Origin of the sequence: Halomonas citrativorans (genome assembly GCF_014898005.1) — a bacterium.
Lineage (GTDB): Bacteria > Pseudomonadota > Gammaproteobacteria > Pseudomonadales > Halomonadaceae > Vreelandella > Vreelandella citrativorans.
The window spans coordinates 26,184-48,156 of the sequence record NZ_JABUYX010000003.1; the positions used below are offsets into that span (position 1 = coordinate 26,184).

Consider the following 21,973-nt stretch of genomic DNA (forward strand, 5'->3'; position numbering starts at 1 on the left):
GTCCTACGCCTCCTGGTTAACTATGCTCTTGATTAGGCGTCTTGACCGCGGAAACAGCAACGCGGGAGTCTCCTCCCGCGTTACCTTCTTCCTTGGTAGAAAGAGGATGTTACGACTGTTTTTTGTCGTCGTTGACTTCTTCGTACTCGGCGTCAACCACGTCATCTTCCTGCTTGGTGCTGGCATCCTCAGCACCTTCATCCGCCTGCTGAGCAGCTTCCGCCTGTTCGGCGTACATCTTCTGCGCCAACTGACCAGACGCTTCGGTCAGTGCATCCAGTTTCTTCTGGATGTTGTCCGTGTCGTCAGTCTTGACGGCTTCTTCCAGCTCGCTGATGGCGGTTTCGATGGCCTGTTTCTCATCATCCGTCGCTTTGTCGCCCGCTTCTTGCACGGTTTTGCGCGTTGCGTGGATCATGCCGTCGGCCTGGTTACGCAGCTGTACCAACGCTTCGAATTTTTTATCTTCGTCAGCGTGGGCTTCAGCATCGCGCACCATTTGATCGATCTCTTCATCCGTCAGGCCGCTGGACGCTTTAATGACAATCGACTGCTCTTTACCGGTCGCTTTGTCTTTGGCAGAAACGTTCAGAATACCGTTGGCATCCAGGTCAAACGCCACTTCGATCTGCGGAACACCGCGCGGCGCAGGCGGAATATCAGACAAGTCGAAACGACCGAGCGACTTGTTCTGCGTCACTTGCTTACGCTCACCCTGAACGACGTGAATGGTCACGGCCGTCTGGTTGTCATCCGCCGTGGAGAAGGTTTGCGTCTTCTTCGTCGGGATGGTGGTGTTCTTGTCGATCAACGGCGTCATCACGCCACCCATCGTTTCGATGCCCAGAGTCAGCGGGGTAACGTCCAGCAGCAGTACGTCTTTTACGTCGCCGCCCAGAACGCCACCTTGAATCGCTGCACCTACGGCAACCGCTTCGTCAGGGTTAACGTCTTTACGCGCTTCTTTACCGAAGAAATCAGCGGCTTTCTGCTGCACCATCGGCATACGTGTCTGGCCACCGACCAGGATCACTTCGTCGATTTCAGACGCAGACAGACCCGCATCTTTCAGCGCCATTTTGCAGGGCTCAAGTGAACGCTGAACCAGCTCTTCTACCAGCGATTCCAGCTTGGCACGAGTGACCTTAACGTTAAGGTGTTTCGGGCCAGTGTTGTCAGCCGTGATGTAGGGTAGGTTAACGTCGGTCTGCTGGGCGCTTGAAAGTTCAATTTTGGCTTTTTCAGCGGCTTCTTTCAGACGCTGCATGGCCAGGTTGTCACCCGACAGATCAATACCGCTGTCAGACTTGAACTGGTCGACCAGGTAGTTGATCAGCGCCAAGTCGAAATCTTCACCGCCCAGGAAGGTGTCGCCATTGGTGGCGAGTACTTCAAACTGGGTTTCGCCTTCAACGTCGGCAATTTCGATGATCGAGATATCGAACGTACCGCCACCCAAGTCATAAACGGCGATGGTTTTATCACCGCGTGACTTGTCCATACCGTAGGCGAGTGCGGCTGCGGTCGGCTCGTTGATAATACGCTTAACGTCCAGACCCGCGATGCGGCCTGCATCTTTAGTGGCCTGACGCTGGCTGTCGTTGAAGTAAGCCGGTACGGTGATAACCGCTTCCGTTACCGCTTCGCCGAGGTAATCTTCGGCGGTTTTCTTCATTTTCTTCAGCACTTCCGCACTTACTTGCGGCGGCGCCATTTTTTTACCTTTTACTTCTACCCACGCATCGCCGTTGTCTGCTTCAGCGATTTTGTAGGGCACCATCTTGATGTCTTTCTGAACAACGTCGTCTTTAAAGCGACGGCCGATCAGACGCTTGATGGCGTAAAGCGTGTTTTCCGGGTTGGTAACGGCTTGGCGCTTGGCGGCCTGGCCTACCAGAGTTTCGCCGTCATCGGTGTAAGCGATGATCGAAGGCGTGGTACGGCCACCTTCAGCATTCTCGATAACTTTAGCACTGTCGCCATCAAGTACTGCCACACAAGAGTTGGTAGTACCCAGGTCAATACCAATAATGCGTCCCATAGCAAAAACCTCGAATTCAGTTGTCTCAATACTTAAAACGTGTGCGGGATTTCCCCGCGGGGTTGACCTTTATCTGGGGGCCGCCAGTGACTTTTCAAGGGCTTTTTTACGCTTTACGTCACTAAATCGGCTTAATTTGCCTTCTGACTGACCACGACCATCGCAGGACGAACCAAACGACCATTGAGCAAGTAACCTTTCTGCATCACTTCCATTACGGTGTTGGGCTCAAGTTCGGGGTTCGGCACCATCGCCATGGCTTCGTGCACTTGGGGGTCAAAGGGCTCACCTTGGGGCTCAACGCTTTCAACACCAAACTTATTGAGCACCCCTAGCTGCATGTTGAGCGTCATGGAAACGCCCTCGCGGTGCGCCTCAGAGGCGTCGTCCTGCATGGATTCAAGCGCTTTTTCCAGGCTATCCACCACCGGCAGCAGCTCTTTTACAAATTTTTCCAAGGCAAACTTACGCGCCTTGTCTGCTTCCTGTTCGGCACGGCGGCGAACATTCTGCGCTTCAGCGGCGGCGCGCAACGCCTGGTCCTTGGCTTCTGCCAGGTTTTGCTCCAGCTCATTTACCTGAGCGGCGAGTACATCGGCCTCCGGGTCGGCGAAGCTGCCTTCAAGCGGCGCCTCGTCGTTAATCAGGCCTTCCAGTTCCCCATCAATCAAGCGCTCTTCAGACTCCTGGTCCATATCGGCCTCACGCTGTTGGCGAGCGAGTTCGTCATCTAATGGAGTTTGCGGTTCTTTTGCCATGCCATGCTCCTCAAAAGGGTTCGGGCTTTTTCTGCCCAACACTGCTCATAAAAAGTAATCAATAAATCAGTTTTAAAACAGCCTTAAACACGTATAGAGGCTATATGGGGGCCATAAAAGCCATCTCAAGAGGAGCATTGAAGTCAGTTATCGACTACTGTATAAAACAACATTTATTGGATAAGTATCCAGCTTCTGTGTCGCACCGCCTCAGGAGGCATCATGCTTACTCAGCTAGCGATTCAAGATTACGCCATTGTCGACCGCCTTGAGCTTGACCTGACCCACGGCATGACGGCCATTACGGGGGAAACAGGTGCAGGCAAATCCATTCTCCTAGGCGCACTGGGCCTGTGCCTGGGTGAGCGTGCCGATGCTGGCAGCGTGCGCCACGGCTGCGAGCGCACCGACCTATCGGCGCGTTTCGACATTCAACACCTGCCCGCCGCCGTCGAGTGGCTAACGGCCCGCGAGCTCCCCACCGACGAATGCCTACTGCGCCGTGTAGTGACCGCCAGTGGACGTTCAAAAGCGTGGATTAACGGCCAACCAGCGACCATTTCGGACTTAAAATCGCTTGGCGAGCAGCTCATTCAAATTCATGGCCAGCATGCCCATCAAGCGTTAATGCGTGAAGAGGTGCACCTGGCCCTGCTGGATGACTATGCCGGGCTACGGGAGGCTCGCCAGCAACTGGCAGAAACCTTCCACGAATGGCGCAATGCGCGCCGACGGCTTAAAAAGCTCAGTGAAGAAGGCAGTGAAGTAGAAGCCAAGCGCCAACTGCTGCGCTACCAGGTTGAAGAGCTGGACCAGTTGGACCTGGGCGAAGGCGAACTACAGACGCTTGAAGAGGAGCAACTGACCCTTGCGCATGCCGAAGAGACGCTGCGTGAAACCCAGTTGGCTGCCGACTGCTGCGCCAGCGATGACGGCGGCGCGCTGTCGCTTCTTAATCAAGCTTATGCACACTTAAGCGCCCTACCGGGCAGCGATAAGGGCACACTTGCCAATACGCTCGCCATGCTCAGCGATGCGCGCATTCAGGTGGAAGAGGCCTCAAGCGAGTTGCAGCGCTTTGCCAGCAGCACCGAGCTCGACCCAGAGCGCCTGATGTGGGTGGAAGAGCGTTTGACGGATATACACCGCATTGCGCGCAAGCATCACGTCGCCCCTGAAGAAATTTACGCCCTGCATAGCACCCTTCAACGTGAAGTGGCTCAGTTGGAAGCCAGCGATGAGGACCTTGAAGCGCTGAGTGGACAGGTCGCCGAGTATCGTGAGCGCTACCGCAGCGAAGCCAAGAAAATCAGCGATACACGTCAAAAAGCTGCCCTGCGGCTGGGCAAAGAAGTTCAGCAGCAGTTGGCCTTTTTGGCCATGGGTAAGGCGCGCTTTGAAGTGGCCGTTGCTTCGCGTGAAACGCCTACGCCTGAAGGGCTGGATAGCGTACAGTTTTTGATCAGCGCCAACCCAGGCCAGCCTGCTCGCCCGCTCGCCAAAGTTGCCTCTGGGGGTGAGCTTTCGCGTATCAGCTTGGCGATTCAGGTGGTGGCCGCCTCGCACTCGACGATTCCAAGCCTGGTGTTTGACGAGGTGGATGTGGGTATTTCAGGCGCCACGGCGGAAATTGTCGGCCAGTTACTGCGCAAGCTAGGTGAGAACGGCCAGGTAATGACCGTGACGCACCTGCCCCAGGTGGCCGCGCAGGCGCATCAGCACCTGCATATTGAAAAGCGTGCCAAGCGGGATACTACGCGTACCTATATGGCCTTGCTGGACGAGCGAGGCCGCATCAGCGAGCTTGCACGCATGCTAGGCGGAGTGACGCTCTCTGACCAAACACTGGCTCATGCCCAGGAAATGCTGCATGCCAGCCAGCGCCCGCCTCATTAAGAGCTTTCTCAAATCACTATCTAATTAACGGCTACCACGCAAAATACCCCCATGCTGCTCCCTGTAGTAACAAGGAGCGGCATGAGGGTTTGCATCACGGCCAAAACAGGTTTTGCGGGAAACCCTATTTTTTATTGATCGGCACGTTAACCTGGCGCGTTACGTCCGACCCGCGAGGGCGTACGTAGAGTACCAGAGCGTGATCGACAAGCTCGTAGCCGTGCTCTTCTGCAATTTCTTGCTGGCGTCGTTCAATGATGTCATCAAGAAACTCGATGATTTCACCACTTTCTAAACACACCATATGGTCGTGATGATCTTCTTGCGTCATCTCAAAGACTGCGTGGCCACCGTCAAAATTATGACGAATTACCAAACCTGCTGATTCAAATTGCGTCAGCACGCGGTAAACGGTTGCCAAGCCAACATCCTCGCCCGCATCAATCAGTGTTTTATACACTTCTTCTGCGCTAAGGTGGTGTTGACCCGAAGCATTTTCGAGAATCTGAAGGATCTTGACGCGCGGCAGGGTCACTTTCAGCCCGGCTTTGCGCAGTTCATGGTTCTGATCGGCCATGGTTGCTCTTCGCAGTAACAGGTTAGGTCGGGTATGATCGACCGAAACCACGATAGTGAAGAACAGGTCCAAATGCAAAAATTGACTCGCATCATTACGCTTTCCGTTGCCCTTACTGTTGTAAGTGGCTGTAGTTACGTCGGTGTTTACAAACGTGACATCCCTCAAGGCAATCTGGTAACCGAAGAAATGGTTAGCCAGCTTCAGCCGGGCATGACGCAGGAGCAGGTCACCTACGTTATGGGCCGCCCTTTGTTGGAAGCCCCGTTTGATTCAAACCAGTGGGATTACGTCTATCGATTGGACGAAGCGTACGGTGGCGTTGTACAGCGACGCGTCACACTTACCTTTGACCCGATGGGCCGCTTAGCCAATGTTCAGCAGCAGGGCGATTTTTCCACCGATCTTCCGCTAAGCACCGACACCAGCCTGGGGCCTGCCGTTGAAGGCGCTGACCCGCTGAATGCGCTTCCCCAGGAGAATGTAAGCACGCAAACACCGGAGACAGCACCCGCGCCTCAGCCCGTATTGCGCGCTGAGTAACAGCGTTACTGGCCGCTTGCTTGGCGTTTGGCACGTTCCAGACGGGCGGCTTTAGGGTCGATCTCAAGCGGGCGATAGACTTCGACACGATCCCCGGTGCGCAATGTGTGCGTCTCGGGGTTGCGTAGCGCTTTGCCAAAAATACCCAGCGGCGCCTTGCTGAACGTGTCTTCGGGCAACTCCGGAAATAGTTGAGGCAGGTTGGCAAGTGCTACCGCCTGCCGGGCAGTGGTGCCCTCAGGCACTTCCAGCGCCACCAGGCGCTGTTTGGCAGGCAACGCAAAGGCAACCTCTACTTGAAGGCGATCACCGCCCATACAGCTCATCAGCACGCTTAGTGAAGGCATCGACCAATTGACCGGCGATTTGCTGGAACAATCGACCAAAGGCCATGCTGAGCAGGCGGCTGGCAAACTCAAACTCCATTTCCAGACTCACCTTGCAAGCATCATCTCCCATCGGAGTGAACCGCCAGTGGCCTTTCAAGCGCTTAAATGGCCCTTTTACCAGCGACATCTCGATTTGCTCGGGGGCAAACAGGTCGTTACGTGTAGTGATCGTTTGCTCTATCCCCGCACGGCCCAGCGTCATTTCCCCAATTAAATGGGTGGCGTCACGCTCTACCAGACGCGCCTGACGGCAGCCTGGTAAAAACTCGGGGTAGTGTTCGAAATCGTTGACCAGATCGAACATTTGCTGGGGGGTGTGCCGCACCAGGGCGGAACGATTGACGGTTGGCATTGACCTCTCCGCTGACTTCACAGTGCCCAAAGCGTATCATGGGAAACATTTATTCAGACCTTGAATGGTATCACGCCTCCCCATATAACGAAGGGGGTGCCACCGACAGATTATAGATGAGGTTTCATGGCCACTAAGAAAGGTAACAGCAAGGGCCCCGGCAGCAGCGTTATTGCCCAGAATAAGAAGGCAAGATTCGAATACCATATCGATGAGACCTTTGAAGCGGGTTTGGCACTCGCCGGCTGGGAAGTCAAAAGCCTGCGTGCGGGTAAAGCTCAGCTTACCGACACCTACATTCTGGTGCGTAACGGCGAGGCCTTCCTGCTTGGCAGCCACATCATGCCGCTTAATACAGCAAGCACTCATGAAATTGCCGACCCTACCCGCACACGCAAACTACTGCTGCATCGTAAAGAAATCGCCAAAATCTTTTCGATTACCCAAGACAAGGGCCACACCTGCGTGCCGCTTAAGCTCTACTGGAAGCGCAATAAGGTGAAGTGTGAATTGGCGCTGGTGACCGGTAAGCAGCTGCATGACAAGCGGGCGACAGAAAAAGATCGTGACTGGAGCCGTCAAAAAGGACGAATTATGCGGGAACATAACAAGGCTTAACTGGTCAATCAGGTGTGAGCACGTTAGAATGGTCATCTGAAAGAAGGGGGCGACATGGTTTCGACGCCGGTGACAACCCTTGCGGTGCATGCCGAGAGCGTGATGTATCTCGTAAATCCCACATCACGAAAAAATAGTCGCAAATGACGAAAACTACGCTCAAGGCGCGCTAGCAGCTTAAACTGTTAGCTTCTTGTCTGGCCCCAAGGTGATGTGCCTATTCATCATTGAGGGGATACGAGCTAAAGCTGATAGGACCGCGTTTGGTGGTGTCTTCTCGCCAAGCGTTAAACTTTAGAAGGCTCGCGTTGCTGAATCCTGATCGTCGGAGTCAGTGGCGTTAAAACAAATGACGAAATCTAAGCATGTAGAGCCAATAGGCGCGTGCTGGCGGACGCGGGTTCAATTCCCGCCGCCTCCACCAGACACCCCTACAAATCAAGCACCTAGCGGTGCTTTTTTTGTATCTGGAATATACAAAAACTCCCAATAAATATTTAACACGTGTTAGACGTAGCTGCCCAATCACCTCGTATCGACATTAGCCCCTGACCACAAGGTTACGTGTAGCCAAGGGCAACGCAGATATAAAACAGTCGCTGCTACTTACAACAGTATCAACGATAGTCCGTAAACCAGGAGCATTGCAGTAACACCCTGAACGAGCGTCGCCATCGTCTGTGCCCGGTAGGCTAACCCTACGCTCATACGGCTAAAGCGCGAGACGACCCAGAAGAAACTATCATTGGCATGCGAGACCGTCATGGCGCCTCCCCCGATGGCCATCACCGTGAGTGTACGGCCGATATCGCTCCCCAAGCCTAGCGAGTCGAGCATTGGGGCTACTAATGCAGATGTCGTCACGAGCGCAACGGTTGAAGAGCCCTGGGCTGTTTTCAGCCCGGCCGCGACGATAAACGGCATCAAAATACCGATACCCAGCGTTGATAGCGTACTGCCCAAGTAATCGCCCAGCGGCGAAGCGCTGAGCACGGCACCAAAGGCACCACCGGCACCGGTAATCAGCAAAATCGGCGCCGCTGCCAGGATACCTTCGCTAATACGCTCGCTGAACTCCGCGACCTTGTCATCGCTTTTTAACAGCGCGCAGGAAAGCAGTAGACCAATCAGCAAAGCCGTTAACGGTTGGCCAAGCAGGCTGAGTACTTCCATTGCCGTACCTTCGCCAACCGGTGCTGCCGGTAGGCGGGCAATCGTTCCGATACAAATGAGTAAAATAGGCACGGCGATAGGGGCAAACGCTGCCATAGGCTTGGGCAAGCGGCCATAACTGGCTTTAAGCGTTTCCCAGTCTTGCCACTGCTCATCTGGCTTCTGAGACATGTCGTGCAGGTCGGGAGCCGTATGCGCAAAGCGCTTCGCCCAAAACATACCCGCAATGGCGGCGACCGCAGCAATGGGAATACCCGCAGCAATGACTAATCCAAGGTTAGACTCAAGTCCCAAGTTGCCTGCCGCTGCAATAGGACCCGGCGTTGGAGGCACAAAGGTGTGCGTGGCATAAAGGCCGGTAGCCAGCGCTACGCTCATCGTAATCGACGAGGTATGCAGCTTTTTAGCCAGCGACTCCTTGAGCGAATTGAGAATGATAAATCCGGAATCGCAAAAGACCGGGATCGAGACAATATAGCCAATTATCGACATCGTAAGCGTAGGAAAGCGGTCCCCTAGCCGGGCAATAATGAAATCGGCCATGGTAATAGCCGCCCCGCTTTTCTCCAGAATCACTCCGATGATAGTTCCCAACACGATTACGAGGCCTATATAGCCCAGAATTCCGCCAAATCCTGAGGTGATCGTACTGACGACCGTATCTATGGGTAACCGATACGCAAAGGCAGCGATAAAGGCCGCGCCCAGCAGCGCCAGGAAGGGATGTATTTTCCACTTGCTGGTGGCAAGTACAATGAGCCCCACCACTATGAGTAATATTAAAACCAGCCCCATGATATTCCCCTAAGCAGTTGTTTATTCAACGTGACGCATATCCCTGCTTACCTAAGCAAGCCAGCACAATGTACCCGAAGCGGCGCGAGGGCGTACACAATAAGGAGAGGAGTAGGCTGTCGCAGAGAACGATATACCTCAACAACCGCTATTTACCCCCCCTCAGCCGAGGTGCTTTTCCGTATCGAACAACCGCCTTGGCACTTACTTACCTTACACAGCTAAGGTCGCCCTCTTCGCAGCTGGCATGCTCTTGCAGGCTTTGCGTACGTGCTTTGGTGAGCGCTTCAAGGCAGCTATTACGTACTATGGGCTGGGCGCTTCCCCCTTCGACCGCGCTACTCTCGAACGCACATTCGGCGTCACGAAAATCAATCCACTTGCGCTGGGCCACTCTGAGCTTTTCAAGCGATAAAGCATTACTATCAAGCCTTCCAATCAATGTCTGATAAGCCTCATTAAGCGCATCATCGGCCGCTTGATACGTTTTCGCTGAACACTGCGTCATTTCCGCTTGGGTTTCAGGGCTAACACACTCTTCATTAGCGCTTACCAAGCCGCTGAGGATCAAAATCCCCATGCCTGCCCATCGTGAAAGTAGTCGCATCGTCGTACCTATTCTGGTGGATAAAGCCAACGTGGTAACAAGAACGCTATCTGCCTTACAGGTTAGCCTCTTTTCATGCGCCCATAACGGCAAAACGCCAGCATTTCTGCTGGCGCCCGTCGACTAGTTATAAAAAAGGTGGCTCGACCTTAATGAGCGGTCATTTCTTCAGCGATTTCATTACCGTCTAAATCGGACGGGTAGTAGGTCGGCCAGTGAGAGACTTCTTCCAGCAGTGCTTCGCGATCATTGCCCCAGTAAAGGTGAAAGTGATGCGCGTCGGTTGGGTAGATAGCGTGGTCGCTGAATTGAATGTACTGAGGAAGATTTTCAGCGCTCTCACCCTCTAACTCGAAAATAAACCGCACGCCACGATTGCCTGCGTCGTAGGTTAAAATCTCGTAGCCGTCGTATTGATACTCGCCCGTGCTCTCTTCGCCGTTTTCGTAGAAGGTAATGTTATTGCCTTCAATAATGATACGGTCAACCGCTGTTTGGTAACCGGTGTCGTAGTACTCCTTGTACTCTTCAGCCGTTTTATCGCCATGCTCGGCTTTATGAGCAAATACCTCATCCAGCGTACCATCTTCTAAATAGGGATAGACGGACTGCCAATCGCCTTCCCAGTCGGATAGCGGGCGGTCCGCCACTTGGTCATCACTGAAATGTCCGGAGTAGATATCGCTGTTGTGGTCGTGGTCATGAGAGTGATCGTGCGAATGATCATGAGAGTGGCCATGATCATGGTCGTGGTGTTCATGCTTGTCATCTGCAACCACCGGCTGAATACCCGCCAATGCCAGCAAGCTGATGGCTAAGGCGCTGAGTGCTTTTGATGAAAGTAATGGCATTTTTCAGACTTCCTTTTTCAGAGAATGAATGGTTCTTAAATCAGCACAAAAGATACACTATAACATAACATAAATCAAACAAAGCATGTTGGCCTGAAACGTTAAAGCACCTAACGCTTCTTGGCGGCAAGCGGGTCGACCATCATCGTACCGGCCATGCCAGGTCCAGCAAGCACAACGGAGCAATTATCACTAGTCAACCAGTCGCCAAACTTGGTCGAAGTAGAAATCATTTTCGAAGAAGTTATGCGTTATATAGCTTTTATTAAAACAACATAAATTAGAAGTCGGCGCCATTTCATTGACAGTCAAAACAGCTTAACTATAAAGAGCTTAACGCTCTCTTTATTTGGCGAGACATTATATATGGTGCTCTTAACAATCATTGTTATTTTAACTATTTCCGCTTCTTTCCTTTGTTCGATACTTGAAGCCTCATTGCTGTCGATTACACCAAGCTATATTGCTCAGCTTAAAGAAGAGCGTCCTAAATTACATAAAGCACTTGATACATTAAAAGCCAACATCGACCGCCCGCTTGCGGCCATTTTAACGCTTAACACTATCGCTAATACGGCGGGCGCGACGGGGATAGGCGCTCAGGTAGCCGCTGTATTTGGGGATGTGTATGTCGCTGTCGCCTCGGCAGTTATGACCATTCTCATTCTGGTATTTTCAGAAATTATCCCTAAAACGTTAGGTGCCAACTACTGGCGCCGTTTGGCTCCTTTTCTGCCTCCTATTTTGAATACCTTAATGGTGGTGTTAATGCCCTTTATCTGGCTATCAAAAATGATTACTCAACGGCTGGGTGAGGCAGATGAAGGCATTGATGTGCGCAGTGAAATAAAAGTATTAGCGCGCGCAGGCCTGGAGGAAAAAGTGATGGATAATGATGAAACACGCACGATCACTAATATCCTTAATCTGCATGAGATTCCGGTGACCAAGGCGATGACACCACGCGCCGTCAGTGAAACGGTCACCCCAGAAATGACGGTGAGCGCTTTCGATGATCGCTTCGGCAAGCTCTCTTTTACGCGCTACCCTGTGATGGATGCAAACGAGCAGGCGTTAGGCTATGTACACAAGCTTGATGTTTATCACGCCGAGCCAGGCCAAACCATGCAAACGTTGATGCACCCAATGGGGACCATCGCCGATAGCGCAAGCGTTGAGCAGGTATTTACCGACATGCTAACCAGCCGTCACCATATGCGTGTGATCCATGATGAACATGGGACATGGCTTGGCATTATTACCCTTGAAGACGTTATCGAAACGATCTTGGGTCAGGATATTGTGGATGAAACGGATAAAATTCAGAACCTTAGAAACCATGCAAAGCAGCGTTGGCTCAAGCAAGTAACGTCCGATACGCCCCTTCACTAGCTGACCCTTAGCGAATATTTTAACCCCCTATGGCTGAAAAATAATGTGTCTCGCCACGTACCGAGTTTACGCTTATAGTCACTAACAATAAGCGCTTAGGCTACATGGTGGAGGCCCTTTATGCTGCTTTATGGACTGAGTTTATTAGCCGGTATTGTGCTTTTAACGCTAGGTGGCGAAGGATTGATTCGCGGCGCCGTCGCCGGGGCCAAACGGCTGGGCGTATCACCGCTGTTTACCGGATTGGTGATTGTCGGCTTTGGTACCTCATCGCCTGAACTGGTGGTCTCGATCCATGCCGCCATGAACCAGCAGCCCGACATTGCGATTGGCAATGTGGTCGGCAGCAATATCGGCAATATCCTGTTGATTCTGGGCCTTTGTGCACTTATCTGCCCGCTGACCACCCAGCCCCAAGCGCTTAAGCGCGATGGGTTGGTAATGATGCTCGCCACTGGGCTGTTTATTCTTTTAGCGTTTAACGGCAGCCTGGGGCGTTTCGATGCAGCGGTGCTACTCGCAAGCCTGGCGGCTTATCTGGTATGGGCCTACCGCAGCGAAAGCGGCCAGCACTCCCCTTCTGCCGAGCTACACACGGCCGAGGCAGAAGAAGTGACCCAACTGCCCAGCAGCACGATGTTTATCGTGGTGGCTTTAATCGGCGGGTTGGCTCTACTGATCGGCGGCTCCCAATTGCTGCTTTATGGCGCCGTCGGCATTGCTCAGGCGCTGGGGATTTCAGAAGCGGTTATCGGGCTTACCATCGTGGCTATCGGCACCTCACTACCTGAACTCGCGGTATCAGTGATCGCGGCGCTGCGGCGTCATGCTGATGTGGCAGTGGGCAACATTCTGGGCAGCAATATCTTTAATTTACTCGGCATACTGGGCATCTCCGCCTCTCTTCAGCCGCTACCGCTTGTTGAGCGCATGGCATCCTTTGACCAGTGGGTAATGCTGGGCGCCTCTGCGCTGCTGATTGCTTTCCTCTATACCGGCCTACGTTTATCACGTGGTGAGGGGTTATTGCTCCTGGTAGGATATATAGCGTATTTAGCGGCCAGTTTTACGGTGATTAGTTAGGCTTTTTACGACAACGGCTTGCGCTCGACTATAACGGCATTAAAGGCATAAGGAAGCACAATGATCCTTGGTACTCTGGGGCCTGAAGGCAACAATCATGCGTTGATTGCTGGGCACTATCTCAAGCGTCGGGCACCGCAAGGCGGCCAATGCATTTTCTTCGACACGTTTGAGGCGGCTTTCGAGGCACTGCTGGCCGGAGAACTAACCCATGTACTGCAATGTACGGCCCACTTCAGCCATGCCGACTGCGTAGGTCGCTATATGCATCGCGCCTTTCCAGTCGATACGTTTATTGCGGGCAGTAAGCCGCTGGCGCTGCTCGCCCGTCGTGATGCTTCCGAACCAGAACATATCGCGCTTCAGCCTGCCACGCGTTACTACACTGATTTAAGCGCGTTCAAGACGATCATTGAGGCACCGACAACCGTCGACGTTGCCAATGGATTGATTGAAGGTCGTTATCAGGCCGGTATTTGTGCAGAAGAAGCACTGGCCCAGGCACCTGATACGCTAACCTTGGTACGCTCGCTAGGACCGGCCATTGATAGCTGGGTTATCTACGCCACCGAAGCGCTGAATGAGGATTCGCCGCTGCATTTATAGCGTGTATTGGCAGCGGCGAACCCGGCAAGCTAGAGTGCGAAGATAATCAGCGCGCCCACCACCACAAGCGCCAGGCGCAGCCAGAGCGCTTTATGGGCAATGATGCCAAAGGAGATCGCCCCCAAGCCTATGGCCACCTTGGCGGTATCGAACAGCGCACCAGCGGGGTCAAAGGCAAGCCGAATCATGTCAGGATTAGCGACCATTGCTAACGGAATGATATAAAGCCCAATGCCCAGCGCCATGGCCTTCAACGCTACCTTAAGCCAGTTCTCTCCCACCATGCCCGCCGCGATAAAGACACCACCACACACCGGCGGTGTAATCGTCGACAGTAGCGCATACCAGAAGACAAACAAGTGCGCGAGTAACGGCTCAAGCCCCAGCGATGTCAATGCAGGCCCCGCCACCGAGACACAAATGACATAGGCGGCCGTGGTGGGGACTTCCATGCCCAGAATCAAACACGCCAGTGCCGTCAACAACAGCGCCGGCCACAGCATATCGTTGGAAAGCGACAGGATACCGGAGGTAATTTTTACCCCAAGCCCAGTCAGCGACAGCACGCCTATCACCAGCGAGGCGCAAATAATAATCGCGCCAATCATCGCAATCTGCCGCCCAGCGGTCACCATGGCAAGCATAAATCGGGTTATAAAACCGGAAAGAGAAAAACGCAGTGTGACGTTAAAAAACAGCAGGGCCAAACTGGCGAAAATGGCAATGCTCGCCGCATACTGAGGGGTGTATCCGCTGATAAAAATACACGCCAGCAGCAACACAAACGGGACCGCAAAAAATAGCGAGGTAATCAGCACCTCTTTACGGCTGGGCTGATCGCTTTTATCCAAAGGCTGCAAATCATGCCGAGTCGCGTAAGCATTAATCCCCATCCAGACCGTTAGAAAGTAAAGAAACGCCGGTAAAACAGCCGCCGCCATAATCTGTGTGTAGGGGGTTCCAGTGAGCTCCACCATGACGAAAGCCCCCGCTCCCATCAAGGGCGGCATGATTTGCCCACCCGAGGAGGCCACGGCTTCCACCGCCCCTGCCAGGGATTTCGGATAACGCAAACGCACCATGGAAGGAATGGTAATGGCCCCGGTAGACGCCACATTGGCGGAGGCCGACCCGGAAATGGACCCCATCAGCGCCGAAGAGATCACCGAGACTTTCGCCGCGCCACCGGTTAATCGGCCCGCCACAGCACTTGCCAGATTCATAAACCCTTGGCCTGCCTCGCCCGCGTTAAGCACCGCGCCAAAAATAACGAAAATCGCGACGACGCCCACACTGACACCGGTAAGCGATCCCCACAGCCCGCCTTCGGCAATGGTCAGCGAGCCCACCATGCTTGGCAGGGGAATACCTGGGTGACCAAACGTGCCAGGAACATACTGTCCAAAAGCGCCATACAGCAAAGCGAGCAACGCAACCAACGGTAAGGGCCAGCCAATAGCACGGCGCGCCGCCTCAAGCGCCAGAGCGATCAAAAAAAGCCCAATTCCCATCTGCAGATGGCTATCGATAAAACCGTACTGGTTGGCCAGTGATGCTTCGTTAAGGGCGATATAGCCACAGGCCGCCACACCCAGTAGTGTCAGCACCCAGCCGCTCGCCTGCTGCCAAGGCGTTTTGGCCATAAATATCAGCACCCAGGGCAGCAGTAATGCCATATGCAGCGGTCGACTAATTAACGCAGGCGTTAACCCGTAAAAGATAAGTCCCATGTGGAAAACCACGCTTAAGGTGCCTAGCGCTACCCAGCCACGCGCAGCGGGCGCCTCGTCGTCTAGCGTCGAAGTTGAAAAAAGTGTCATGCCCTATGCCTATCAGAAACGAGTCAACAACAAATAGCGACGCCACGAAGCGGACCTCGTGGCGTCGGCACTGCCTGGGAGAGAATTAACGCAGCGATTCGGGAACGTCGATGCCGGCTTCCTCGTAATAGCGCAGAGCACCGGGGTGCAGCATACCTGCCATATTGTCGAGCTGGTCCGGAGTAATACCGCCCCACCACGCGGTCTCTTCAGCCATGGCGTCACGGCGTTCCCAGAAGGTTTTGGTCAACGTATACGCGGTTTCGTCATCCATTTGTGACGTGGTATACGCCATGACCGGCAGCGACGTGGTTTGTACGTCCTCATCAATACCTGGGTAGGTGCCGCGAGGAATTATCTGACGCGGTGCGCCGGTCATGTCGATCTGCTCGTCAGTGAGACTCACCATCGAAATCGGCATGCCCGCAGCCACTTCGATAATATTGGGCGTTGGGTAAGAGCTGGCGGTTACAAAGCCGTCAATCTGCCCATTTTTCAACGCGTCGGGGCCGCTACCCAAGGCAGCATCGGCGACCTGTACACTCTCTTCCAATCCAAACAGCGCCAGGTAACGCGCGGCTTCACGTGCGCCGAACGTGCCCCGGCCAATCAGGATATGCTTATCTTCAAGTTCCTCAATACCCACGACACCTTTATCCTCACTTAGGATGAAGTGCATGGTAATCGCTGGAATGGGAAACAGGCCGCGGATCTCCTGAAAACGTGGGTTCTGACGTTCAGCAAAAGGCCCTTCACCCGCCATGGCCTGGTCAACCAATGCAGGCGGCGTGGTAAAAACATAGTTACCCTGGCGCGCCATGACTTCCATCACGTTTTGCACCGAGCCTTGGCTCTCCTCCAGGGTAAGAATAATAGCGTCATCCGTGCCTTGGCGAATGGCTTCTGATAACTCGACGCCCATCTGATAATAAGCCGTTCCCGCCGTTGCCGACTTATAGGTAACGCGGGTTTCCGCTTGGGCAGCCAGGCTAAGTGAAAGCGTGGTGGCTACGAGTAAGGGCGTGCATAAAGCAGAGCGTATAAAGGGGAGCATGTGTCAATTCCTGGTATCCAGCGACCTCAACGGCCTGATTTTTTTGTCGCGCTGAAAGAATAATAAACGCCAGCGGGCCAGGTCGTGCACAGTGCCCCGCCTAGCGCCGCTAACATTAGCATGTAATACGCCGAGCAGGAACGCTGTGCCTCAACGGAGTAGCCCGATCAAGACAGCCCGAATTCGATGCATAGGCAGCACCGACGGGCAATAATGGCAAACAGAGTATGGCACTCATCGTTCGTCTTACCGCATCGCTTATCGCTTGCAACTTTGGTTTATTACCATAAAGATTAATCGCTGTTAAAATGTATCGCACTTTATCAACAAACTTACTATTAGCTAAATGGGTAATTTGCTAAAAAAAGATGCCATAGCGAGTTAATAAACGATCCTTATTCGGTTTTATTCTTTATTTAGAAAACAGGCAATTTGTTATACTTAACGCCGCTTATTAACCCTTCCTACCACCTTTAAATAAGGATAAACGCATCATGTTGACGCAGGATTGCGACCCAGGCCAGCCGAGATTTTCTCGTCGCTGGCTTTTTTTGTTAGCCCCCTTACTATTTTTCTATAGCGTGTCGACCTTTGCTGTGACAGGTGAGATTGATTTAACGACATCTTTTATCGGTTTTTTTGCTGTCGCCATTTTTGTTTTGGCATATGCCTTGGTGATGGCAGAAGAAAAGATTCATATGCGTAAATCAAAGCCAGTGCTAATAGCGGCAGGTATTATTTGGAGCCTCATCGGCTGGGTGTATGTTCAAAACGGCATGTCAGAAACCTCAGAATATGCGTTTCGCATGACCCTTTTAGAGTTCACCGAGCTGATGCTGTTCCTGCTGGTGGCCATGACGTATATCAACGCCATGGAGGAGCGTCGAGTATTTGATGCTCTGCGCTCCTGGATGCTGCGTAAAGGATTTAACTATCGCACGCTTTTCTGGCTGACCGGCGGCTTGGCATTTATTCTTTCACCGATTGCCGATAACTTAACCACCGCGCTGCTAATGTGTGCCGTCATCACCAAGGTGGCCGAAGGTGACAAGCGCTTTATTAACCTGGCGTGCATTAATATTGTGGTCGCCGCCAACGCGGGGGGCGCCTTTAGCCCATTTGGAGACATCACCACGCTGATGGTATGGCAGGCAGGCATTCTTCAATTCCAGGAGTTTTTTACTCTTTTCCTCCCTTCGTTGGTTAACTTCCTGATTCCGGCCATGATCATGAGCCTGTTTATCAAGGACCAAAAGCCCGGTAGCGTGTATGAGGATGTGCAACTGAAACGCGGTGCACGACGGATTATCGTGCTTTTCTTACTGACCATTTTAACCGCCGTCATCTGCCACACCTTCTTACACTTGCCGCCCGTGCTTGGCATGATGACAGGGCTTGGTTATCTTCAGTTCTTTGGCTTCTACCTACGCAAGAGCCTGCCCCGTTCGCTGGAGCGTAAGCGTGAACGCTACAGTCGTCGTGGGGATAACAAGAAACTGGCGCAGTTAGGTAGCGTGGTACCGTTTGACGTATTTAACCGCGTGGCGCGGGCCGAGTGGGACACACTGCTGTTTTTCTACGGCGTAGTGATGTGCGTAGGTGGGCTTGGCTTTATGGGCTACCTTGGCTTGCTGTCCGAGGCGCTTTATACCAACTGGGATGCTACGTGGGCGAACATTGTGTTGGGTGTGGTCTCCGCTGTGGTGGATAACATTCCCGTGATGTTTGCGGTGCTCACCATGCAGCCTGAAATGTCTGACGGGCAGTGGCTATTGATCACCCTAACCGCTGGTGTTGGAGGCAGCCTGCTCTCTATTGGTTCAGCAGCTGGCGTTGCGGTTATGGGCCAAGCACGCGGCGCTTATACCTTTATGGGCCACTTACGCTGGGCGCCGGTTATTCTATTGGGCTACATCGCCAGTATTGCCGTTCATTTATGGCTTAATGCAGGAAGCTTTACCGCCGCTTAAGACAGCTTGATACGCTGCTTTTAACACACCTCCTCACCACAATAGATAACGCCCTTATCCAGGGCGTTATCGTTTAGCTTTTAATAGCTTTCAAACAAGCGATCAATGGATGTCGGGCGGCCAAACAGGTAACCCTGATAACGATAACAGCCATGACCTTTTAGCCAATCCAACTGCTCCTGCTTCTCGACCCCTTCGGCTACCACCGTTAACCCAAGACTCACTGCCAACAAGATGGTGGTATCGACGATGGCCGCATCCGCTTTATCGGTTAAAAGCTCGCGGATAAACGACTGGTCAATCTTTAGCTCATCCAAGGGCAGTCGTTTAAGATAGCTTAACGACGAGTAGCCAGTACCAAAGTCATCAATCGCAAAGCGAACCCCTTGCGCGCGCAATTTGAGCATTGTATTGCGCACGCGTGTTGGATCTCGCATTAACAGGCTTTCGGTGACTTCCAACACCAGCCGCCCAGGTGGCGCTTGGGTCTGAGCAAGAAGACCTTCCAAATTGCGTACAAATTCAGGCTGCTGAAACTGTACCGAGCTCACGTTAACGGAAATCGTCAGCGCAGCATAAGGGGCCTGGTTGGCCCACTTAGCAAGCTGCTCGCAGGCAGAATGAAGCACCCAATAACCAATGGGTATAATTAACCCATTCTCTTCTGCTAGAGGAATAAAGGTCGAGGGCGGCACCCAGCCACGCTGGGGGTGATACCAGCGTAAAAGCGCCTCCACACCGGTGGTAATGCCTTGATGGTTCACCTGAGCTTGATAGTGCAACGTCAGCTCATGACGTGCCAGCGCATGGTGTAAATCGGCCTCAAGGTTGGCCCGCTCGATCAAGCGTGTTTGCATACTGCGATTAAAAAAGCGCAGCGTATTCCCACCCGCTGCTTTCGCCTGCTGAAGTGCCAAATCGGCCTGTTGGAGCACGCTGTTCATACTATGATCAGCGCCATCGAATAGCGTAATACCAATACTGGCGCTGACGGGCAGCGAACGACCCGTACGCAGTTTGGCGATAGTGTCCAACAGCTGCTTGGCTGTGCGTTCAGCGCTTAACGCAGCATCCGCTTGGTGCTCGCCCAGCTTTGCCAGGAGCGCAACAAACTCATCCCCACTAAAGCGGGCCAACACAGCCCCTTCCGGTAACAACGGCCGCACCTGCTTGGCCACATCAATTAACAACTGGTCGCCACTTTCATGGCCCTGAATATCGTTAACGAGATGAAAGTTATCCAGATCAATGGTCAGCAGTGCGCTATAGAGATGGGGCGTATTCTTCTGCTCAATTTTCCCGCTTAACGACTCCATCAATAAGCGTCGATTAGGCAGGCCTGTCAGCGCATCGTAAAACGCCAGATGATTGGTACGCGATTGCAGCTCAAGGTAATCGGTTAGTTCAGTGGAAATACCGCACAGACTCGCGGGCTCGCCTGGGGAGAGGGACAACGGCATTTTAATAGTAACAAACGTGCGAACCTTATCGTTGTGCCGTAGTACGTTACTCTCTTCGAGCGTTATTTTTTTGCCTGATTCCATCACACTGCGGTCAATCTGGGCTATTTCATTCGCGGTTGTGCGATCAAAAAATGCCTCGTCGCTCTTACCCAGAATTTGCTCTTTCGGCAGCCCAAAGAGCTCAACCACCCGCTGGTTGACAAACTGGTAATGTAACGAGGGTGTTTTGATATAGATGTAGGCGTCCACGTTATTAAGAATAGTGGCCAGCATGGCCTCATTAGCATCGAGCTGTGCCCTATTTAGCGTGACACGCCGTTTAAGCCACCATGCACTGCCTAGTGCCACAGCAAGTAGCGCCGTTAACAGGCCAAGCCCGCCCCATAACCAGCTAGAGATCGTATCGGGTGGCGTTTCGGCACGCCAGGAGCGCAGTATCCTAAAATAGGCTGAACGTGGATTTTGCTTCCAACCAAGCAGCACATCGTCGATACGGTTCAATATGGTTGCCGACAAAGTAGGCGACCCGGCATAGAACAGCCGGATAGGTTGAAAGATGATGGGCGTTTCATATAGCCCATAGTCCTGCGCGCGCCAGTCTCCGAAGATATGGTCGGTAACCGCCAGGTCCGCATCCCCCATAGCCACGGCTTGAAAAGCATCCGCATAGCTATCAACGGGCAACCAGGTGACCGCAACACCAAAGCGTTCTGCCACGGCGCTCAGGTAGTTCTGTTGAATAGAGCCATCTACAATGGCGACGCGTTTTTGTTCAAGGTCAAGAATCGCCTCGACCCGCTCGTTTTCGCGCTGATAAATCTGCGACCAGCTTTGGATAATCGGTTCACGATGAAACGCGATACGTTCACCACGCTCTTCACCCCAGGCAGTCCCGGGCAATATATCGATATCACCCTGTTCAAGCAGGGTAAGACAGTGGTGGAATTCGCAGGCAATACTCTCAAGCTGCCAACCCTCTTCTTGTGCAATCGCTGCAAGCAGCTCACCCAAAATACCGCGCAAATGCCCCTGGTCATCCACGAATATTTTTGGCGGATTGTTATAAACGCCCACCAATAAGGTGTCGCTGGCCATGCTTGAAAAAGCCAAACTCCAGAGGCCCAGCAACGCAGCGGCCTTAATAGCGCCTCTGCGTGTACGAGCAAGCAGTCGTCCTGACATCAACCACAGCGGGTGAGTAACGTATCCAGCCTTATCCTGCATCGTCCTGTTACTCGCCTGGCATAGTGAGCGGGCCTGCGCGCTCGACGACACGCTGCCAGGCAGGGTCAGCATCAATACGCGCTACAAACCGCATAATGGCGGGATACGTTGTCAGCGTTTGGGTGGCAGCTATGGCCTGAAGAGGAAAGCTCATTTGAATATCGGCCCCGCTTGGCCACTCTCCTGCAAAGTTCTCTTTACGCGCTAAATGATCTTCGATAAAGCCCAGATGCTGTTTAAGCTGAGGCGCTAAAAATTGCTGACTAACCTTATCGCCAATGCCTTTAGCGAGCGGTTTAATTAACCAGGGAGACTGTGCGGGTATCTTTTTAAACACCAGTTGCATCACCAGCAGTGGCATTAAAGAGCCTTCGGCATAATGTAGCCAATAGCGGTAATCAACCCAGTCGGCGATATTATCGGCAGAGGGTTGCAAGCGCTCTTTTCCGTAGGTGTGTATTAAGTAATCAATGATTGCCCCTGACTCTGCAATCACTAACTCGCCATCCATAATGACTGGGGATTTACCTAAAGGATGAATGTTTTTTAGTGCTTCAGGCGCCTGATGAGTTTTACGATCACGCTGATATACATGGATGTCATAGTCCAACGCAAGCACTTCGAGAAGCCATAAAATTCTATGTGAGCGTGACTTTTCCAAATGATGGACGTGAATCATAAAGTACTCCATGAAGGCGATGTAATACGCAGGCGCTAGGCCTGCAGCAGTTGTCCTTTTACTGCAAGCTTAGTTAGCGTAG

General features: G+C 52.9%; 19 protein-coding genes and 1 other RNA gene. 8 read left to right on the forward strand and 12 right to left on the reverse strand.

Annotated features, from left to right (window positions below):
* Window positions 1-109: 109 nt before the first annotated feature.
* Together dnaK and grpE are read right to left on the reverse strand one after the other, a co-directional pair.
* On the reverse strand, window positions 110-2,041 hold the full coding sequence (gene dnaK / locus INT20_RS05160; protein ID WP_172117608.1) for a molecular chaperone DnaK: 1,932 nt from the start codon (window positions 2,039-2,041) through the stop codon (window positions 110-112).
* Between the two features lie 131 nt (window positions 2,042-2,172).
* Window positions 2,173-2,799: a nucleotide exchange factor GrpE gene (grpE, locus tag INT20_RS05165; protein ID WP_193053241.1), complete on the reverse strand. Its 627-nt coding sequence runs from the start codon at window positions 2,797-2,799 to the stop codon at window positions 2,173-2,175.
* A gap of 222 nt (window positions 2,800-3,021) precedes the next feature.
* Between grpE and recN the strand changes: the two genes are divergently transcribed.
* Window positions 3,022-4,695, forward strand: coding sequence for a DNA repair protein RecN (gene recN, locus INT20_RS05170; protein ID WP_193053240.1), 1,674 nt, complete (start codon window positions 3,022-3,024; stop codon window positions 4,693-4,695).
* 124 nt (window positions 4,696-4,819) lie between these two features.
* Here the strand turns inward: recN and fur are convergent, their stop codons facing one another.
* Window positions 4,820-5,272, reverse strand: coding sequence for a ferric iron uptake transcriptional regulator (gene fur / locus INT20_RS05175; RefSeq protein WP_172117611.1), 453 nt, complete (start codon window positions 5,270-5,272; stop codon window positions 4,820-4,822).
* 72 nt (window positions 5,273-5,344) lie between these two features.
* Here fur and INT20_RS05180 point away from each other — a divergent pair, with 72 nt between their 5' ends.
* Window positions 5,345-5,815 (forward strand): outer membrane protein assembly factor BamE, encoded by a 471-nt coding sequence (locus tag INT20_RS05180; protein ID WP_193053239.1) that lies wholly within the window; start codon window positions 5,345-5,347, stop codon window positions 5,813-5,815.
* A 5-nt stretch (window positions 5,816-5,820) separates the two neighbouring features.
* Here the strand turns inward: INT20_RS05180 and INT20_RS05185 are convergent, their stop codons facing one another.
* Both INT20_RS05185 and INT20_RS05190 read right to left on the reverse strand, forming a co-directional pair.
* Entirely contained in the window at window positions 5,821-6,132 is a 312-nt protein-coding gene (locus INT20_RS05185; protein WP_172117612.1) for an RnfH family protein, read from the reverse strand.
* Complete coding sequence (locus INT20_RS05190) at window positions 6,122-6,556, reverse strand: type II toxin-antitoxin system RatA family toxin (protein WP_087108740.1); 435 nt, start codon at window positions 6,554-6,556, stop codon at window positions 6,122-6,124. Before INT20_RS05190 ends, INT20_RS05185 begins: the two co-directional genes overlap by 11 nt.
* A 126-nt stretch (window positions 6,557-6,682) precedes the next feature.
* On the opposite strand from INT20_RS05190, the gene smpB reads away from it, so the two are divergent.
* Together smpB and ssrA are read left to right on the forward strand one after the other, a co-directional pair.
* The gene (gene smpB / locus INT20_RS05195; RefSeq protein WP_087108742.1) at window positions 6,683-7,174 is read left to right on the forward strand and encodes an SsrA-binding protein SmpB; all 492 of its coding nucleotides are present in this window, start codon (window positions 6,683-6,685) and stop codon (window positions 7,172-7,174) included.
* 45 nt (window positions 7,175-7,219) lie between these two features.
* Window positions 7,220-7,598, forward strand: a transfer-messenger RNA (tmRNA) gene (ssrA, locus tag INT20_RS05200).
* Between the two features lie 182 nt (window positions 7,599-7,780).
* On the opposite strand, the gene INT20_RS05205 is transcribed toward ssrA, so the two are convergent.
* From INT20_RS05205 to INT20_RS05215, 3 genes are all read right to left on the reverse strand, one after another.
* Complete coding sequence (locus INT20_RS05205) at window positions 7,781-9,142, reverse strand: GntP family permease (RefSeq protein ID WP_192537983.1); 1,362 nt, start codon at window positions 9,140-9,142, stop codon at window positions 7,781-7,783.
* Window positions 9,143-9,350: 208 nt separating this feature from the next.
* Window positions 9,351-9,749 carry a lysozyme inhibitor LprI family protein gene (locus tag INT20_RS05210; protein WP_192537984.1) on the reverse strand — a complete coding sequence of 133 codons (399 nt, stop codon included), beginning with the start codon at window positions 9,747-9,749 and terminating at the stop codon, window positions 9,351-9,353.
* A 149-nt stretch (window positions 9,750-9,898) separates the two neighbouring features.
* Entirely contained in the window at window positions 9,899-10,600 is a 702-nt protein-coding gene (locus INT20_RS05215) for a metal-binding protein ZinT (protein WP_192537985.1), read from the reverse strand.
* Window positions 10,601-10,966: 366 nt separating this feature from the next.
* Here INT20_RS05215 and INT20_RS05220 point away from each other — a divergent pair, with 366 nt between their 5' ends.
* The 3 genes from INT20_RS05220 (at window position 10,967) to INT20_RS05230 (ending at window position 13,681) form a co-directional block, all read left to right on the forward strand.
* The gene (locus INT20_RS05220) at window positions 10,967-11,992 is read left to right on the forward strand and encodes a CNNM domain-containing protein (protein ID WP_192537986.1); all 1,026 of its coding nucleotides are present in this window, start codon (window positions 10,967-10,969) and stop codon (window positions 11,990-11,992) included.
* 123 nt (window positions 11,993-12,115) lie between these two features.
* On the forward strand, window positions 12,116-13,075 hold the full coding sequence (locus INT20_RS05225; RefSeq protein WP_192537995.1) for a calcium/sodium antiporter: 960 nt from the start codon (window positions 12,116-12,118) through the stop codon (window positions 13,073-13,075).
* A gap of 60 nt (window positions 13,076-13,135) precedes the next feature.
* Window positions 13,136-13,681, forward strand: a complete 546-nt coding sequence (locus INT20_RS05230; protein ID WP_192537987.1) for a hypothetical protein — start codon at window positions 13,136-13,138, stop codon at window positions 13,679-13,681.
* 29 nt (window positions 13,682-13,710) lie between these two features.
* Here the strand turns inward: INT20_RS05230 and INT20_RS05235 are convergent, their stop codons facing one another.
* Both INT20_RS05235 and INT20_RS05240 read right to left on the reverse strand, forming a co-directional pair.
* The gene (locus tag INT20_RS05235; protein ID WP_193053213.1) at window positions 13,711-15,501 is read right to left on the reverse strand and encodes a TRAP transporter permease; all 1,791 of its coding nucleotides are present in this window, start codon (window positions 15,499-15,501) and stop codon (window positions 13,711-13,713) included.
* Between the two features lie 85 nt (window positions 15,502-15,586).
* Complete coding sequence (locus tag INT20_RS05240; RefSeq protein WP_193056526.1) at window positions 15,587-16,555, reverse strand: TAXI family TRAP transporter solute-binding subunit; 969 nt, start codon at window positions 16,553-16,555, stop codon at window positions 15,587-15,589.
* Between the two features lie 494 nt (window positions 16,556-17,049).
* On the opposite strand from INT20_RS05240, the gene nhaD reads away from it, so the two are divergent.
* Window positions 17,050-18,525, forward strand: a complete 1,476-nt coding sequence (nhaD, locus tag INT20_RS05245) for a sodium:proton antiporter NhaD (protein WP_193053211.1) — start codon at window positions 17,050-17,052, stop codon at window positions 18,523-18,525.
* 80 nt (window positions 18,526-18,605) lie between these two features.
* Here nhaD and INT20_RS05250 read toward each other — a convergent pair whose 3' ends face one another.
* On the reverse strand, window positions 18,606-21,212 hold the full coding sequence (locus INT20_RS05250) for an EAL domain-containing protein (protein ID WP_226912056.1): 2,607 nt from the start codon (window positions 21,210-21,212) through the stop codon (window positions 18,606-18,608).
* A gap of 7 nt (window positions 21,213-21,219) precedes the next feature.
* Window positions 21,220-21,891 carry a glutathione S-transferase gene (locus tag INT20_RS05255; RefSeq protein ID WP_193053210.1) on the reverse strand — a complete coding sequence of 224 codons (672 nt, stop codon included), beginning with the start codon at window positions 21,889-21,891 and terminating at the stop codon, window positions 21,220-21,222.
* Window positions 21,892-21,973: the final 82 nt, after the last annotated feature.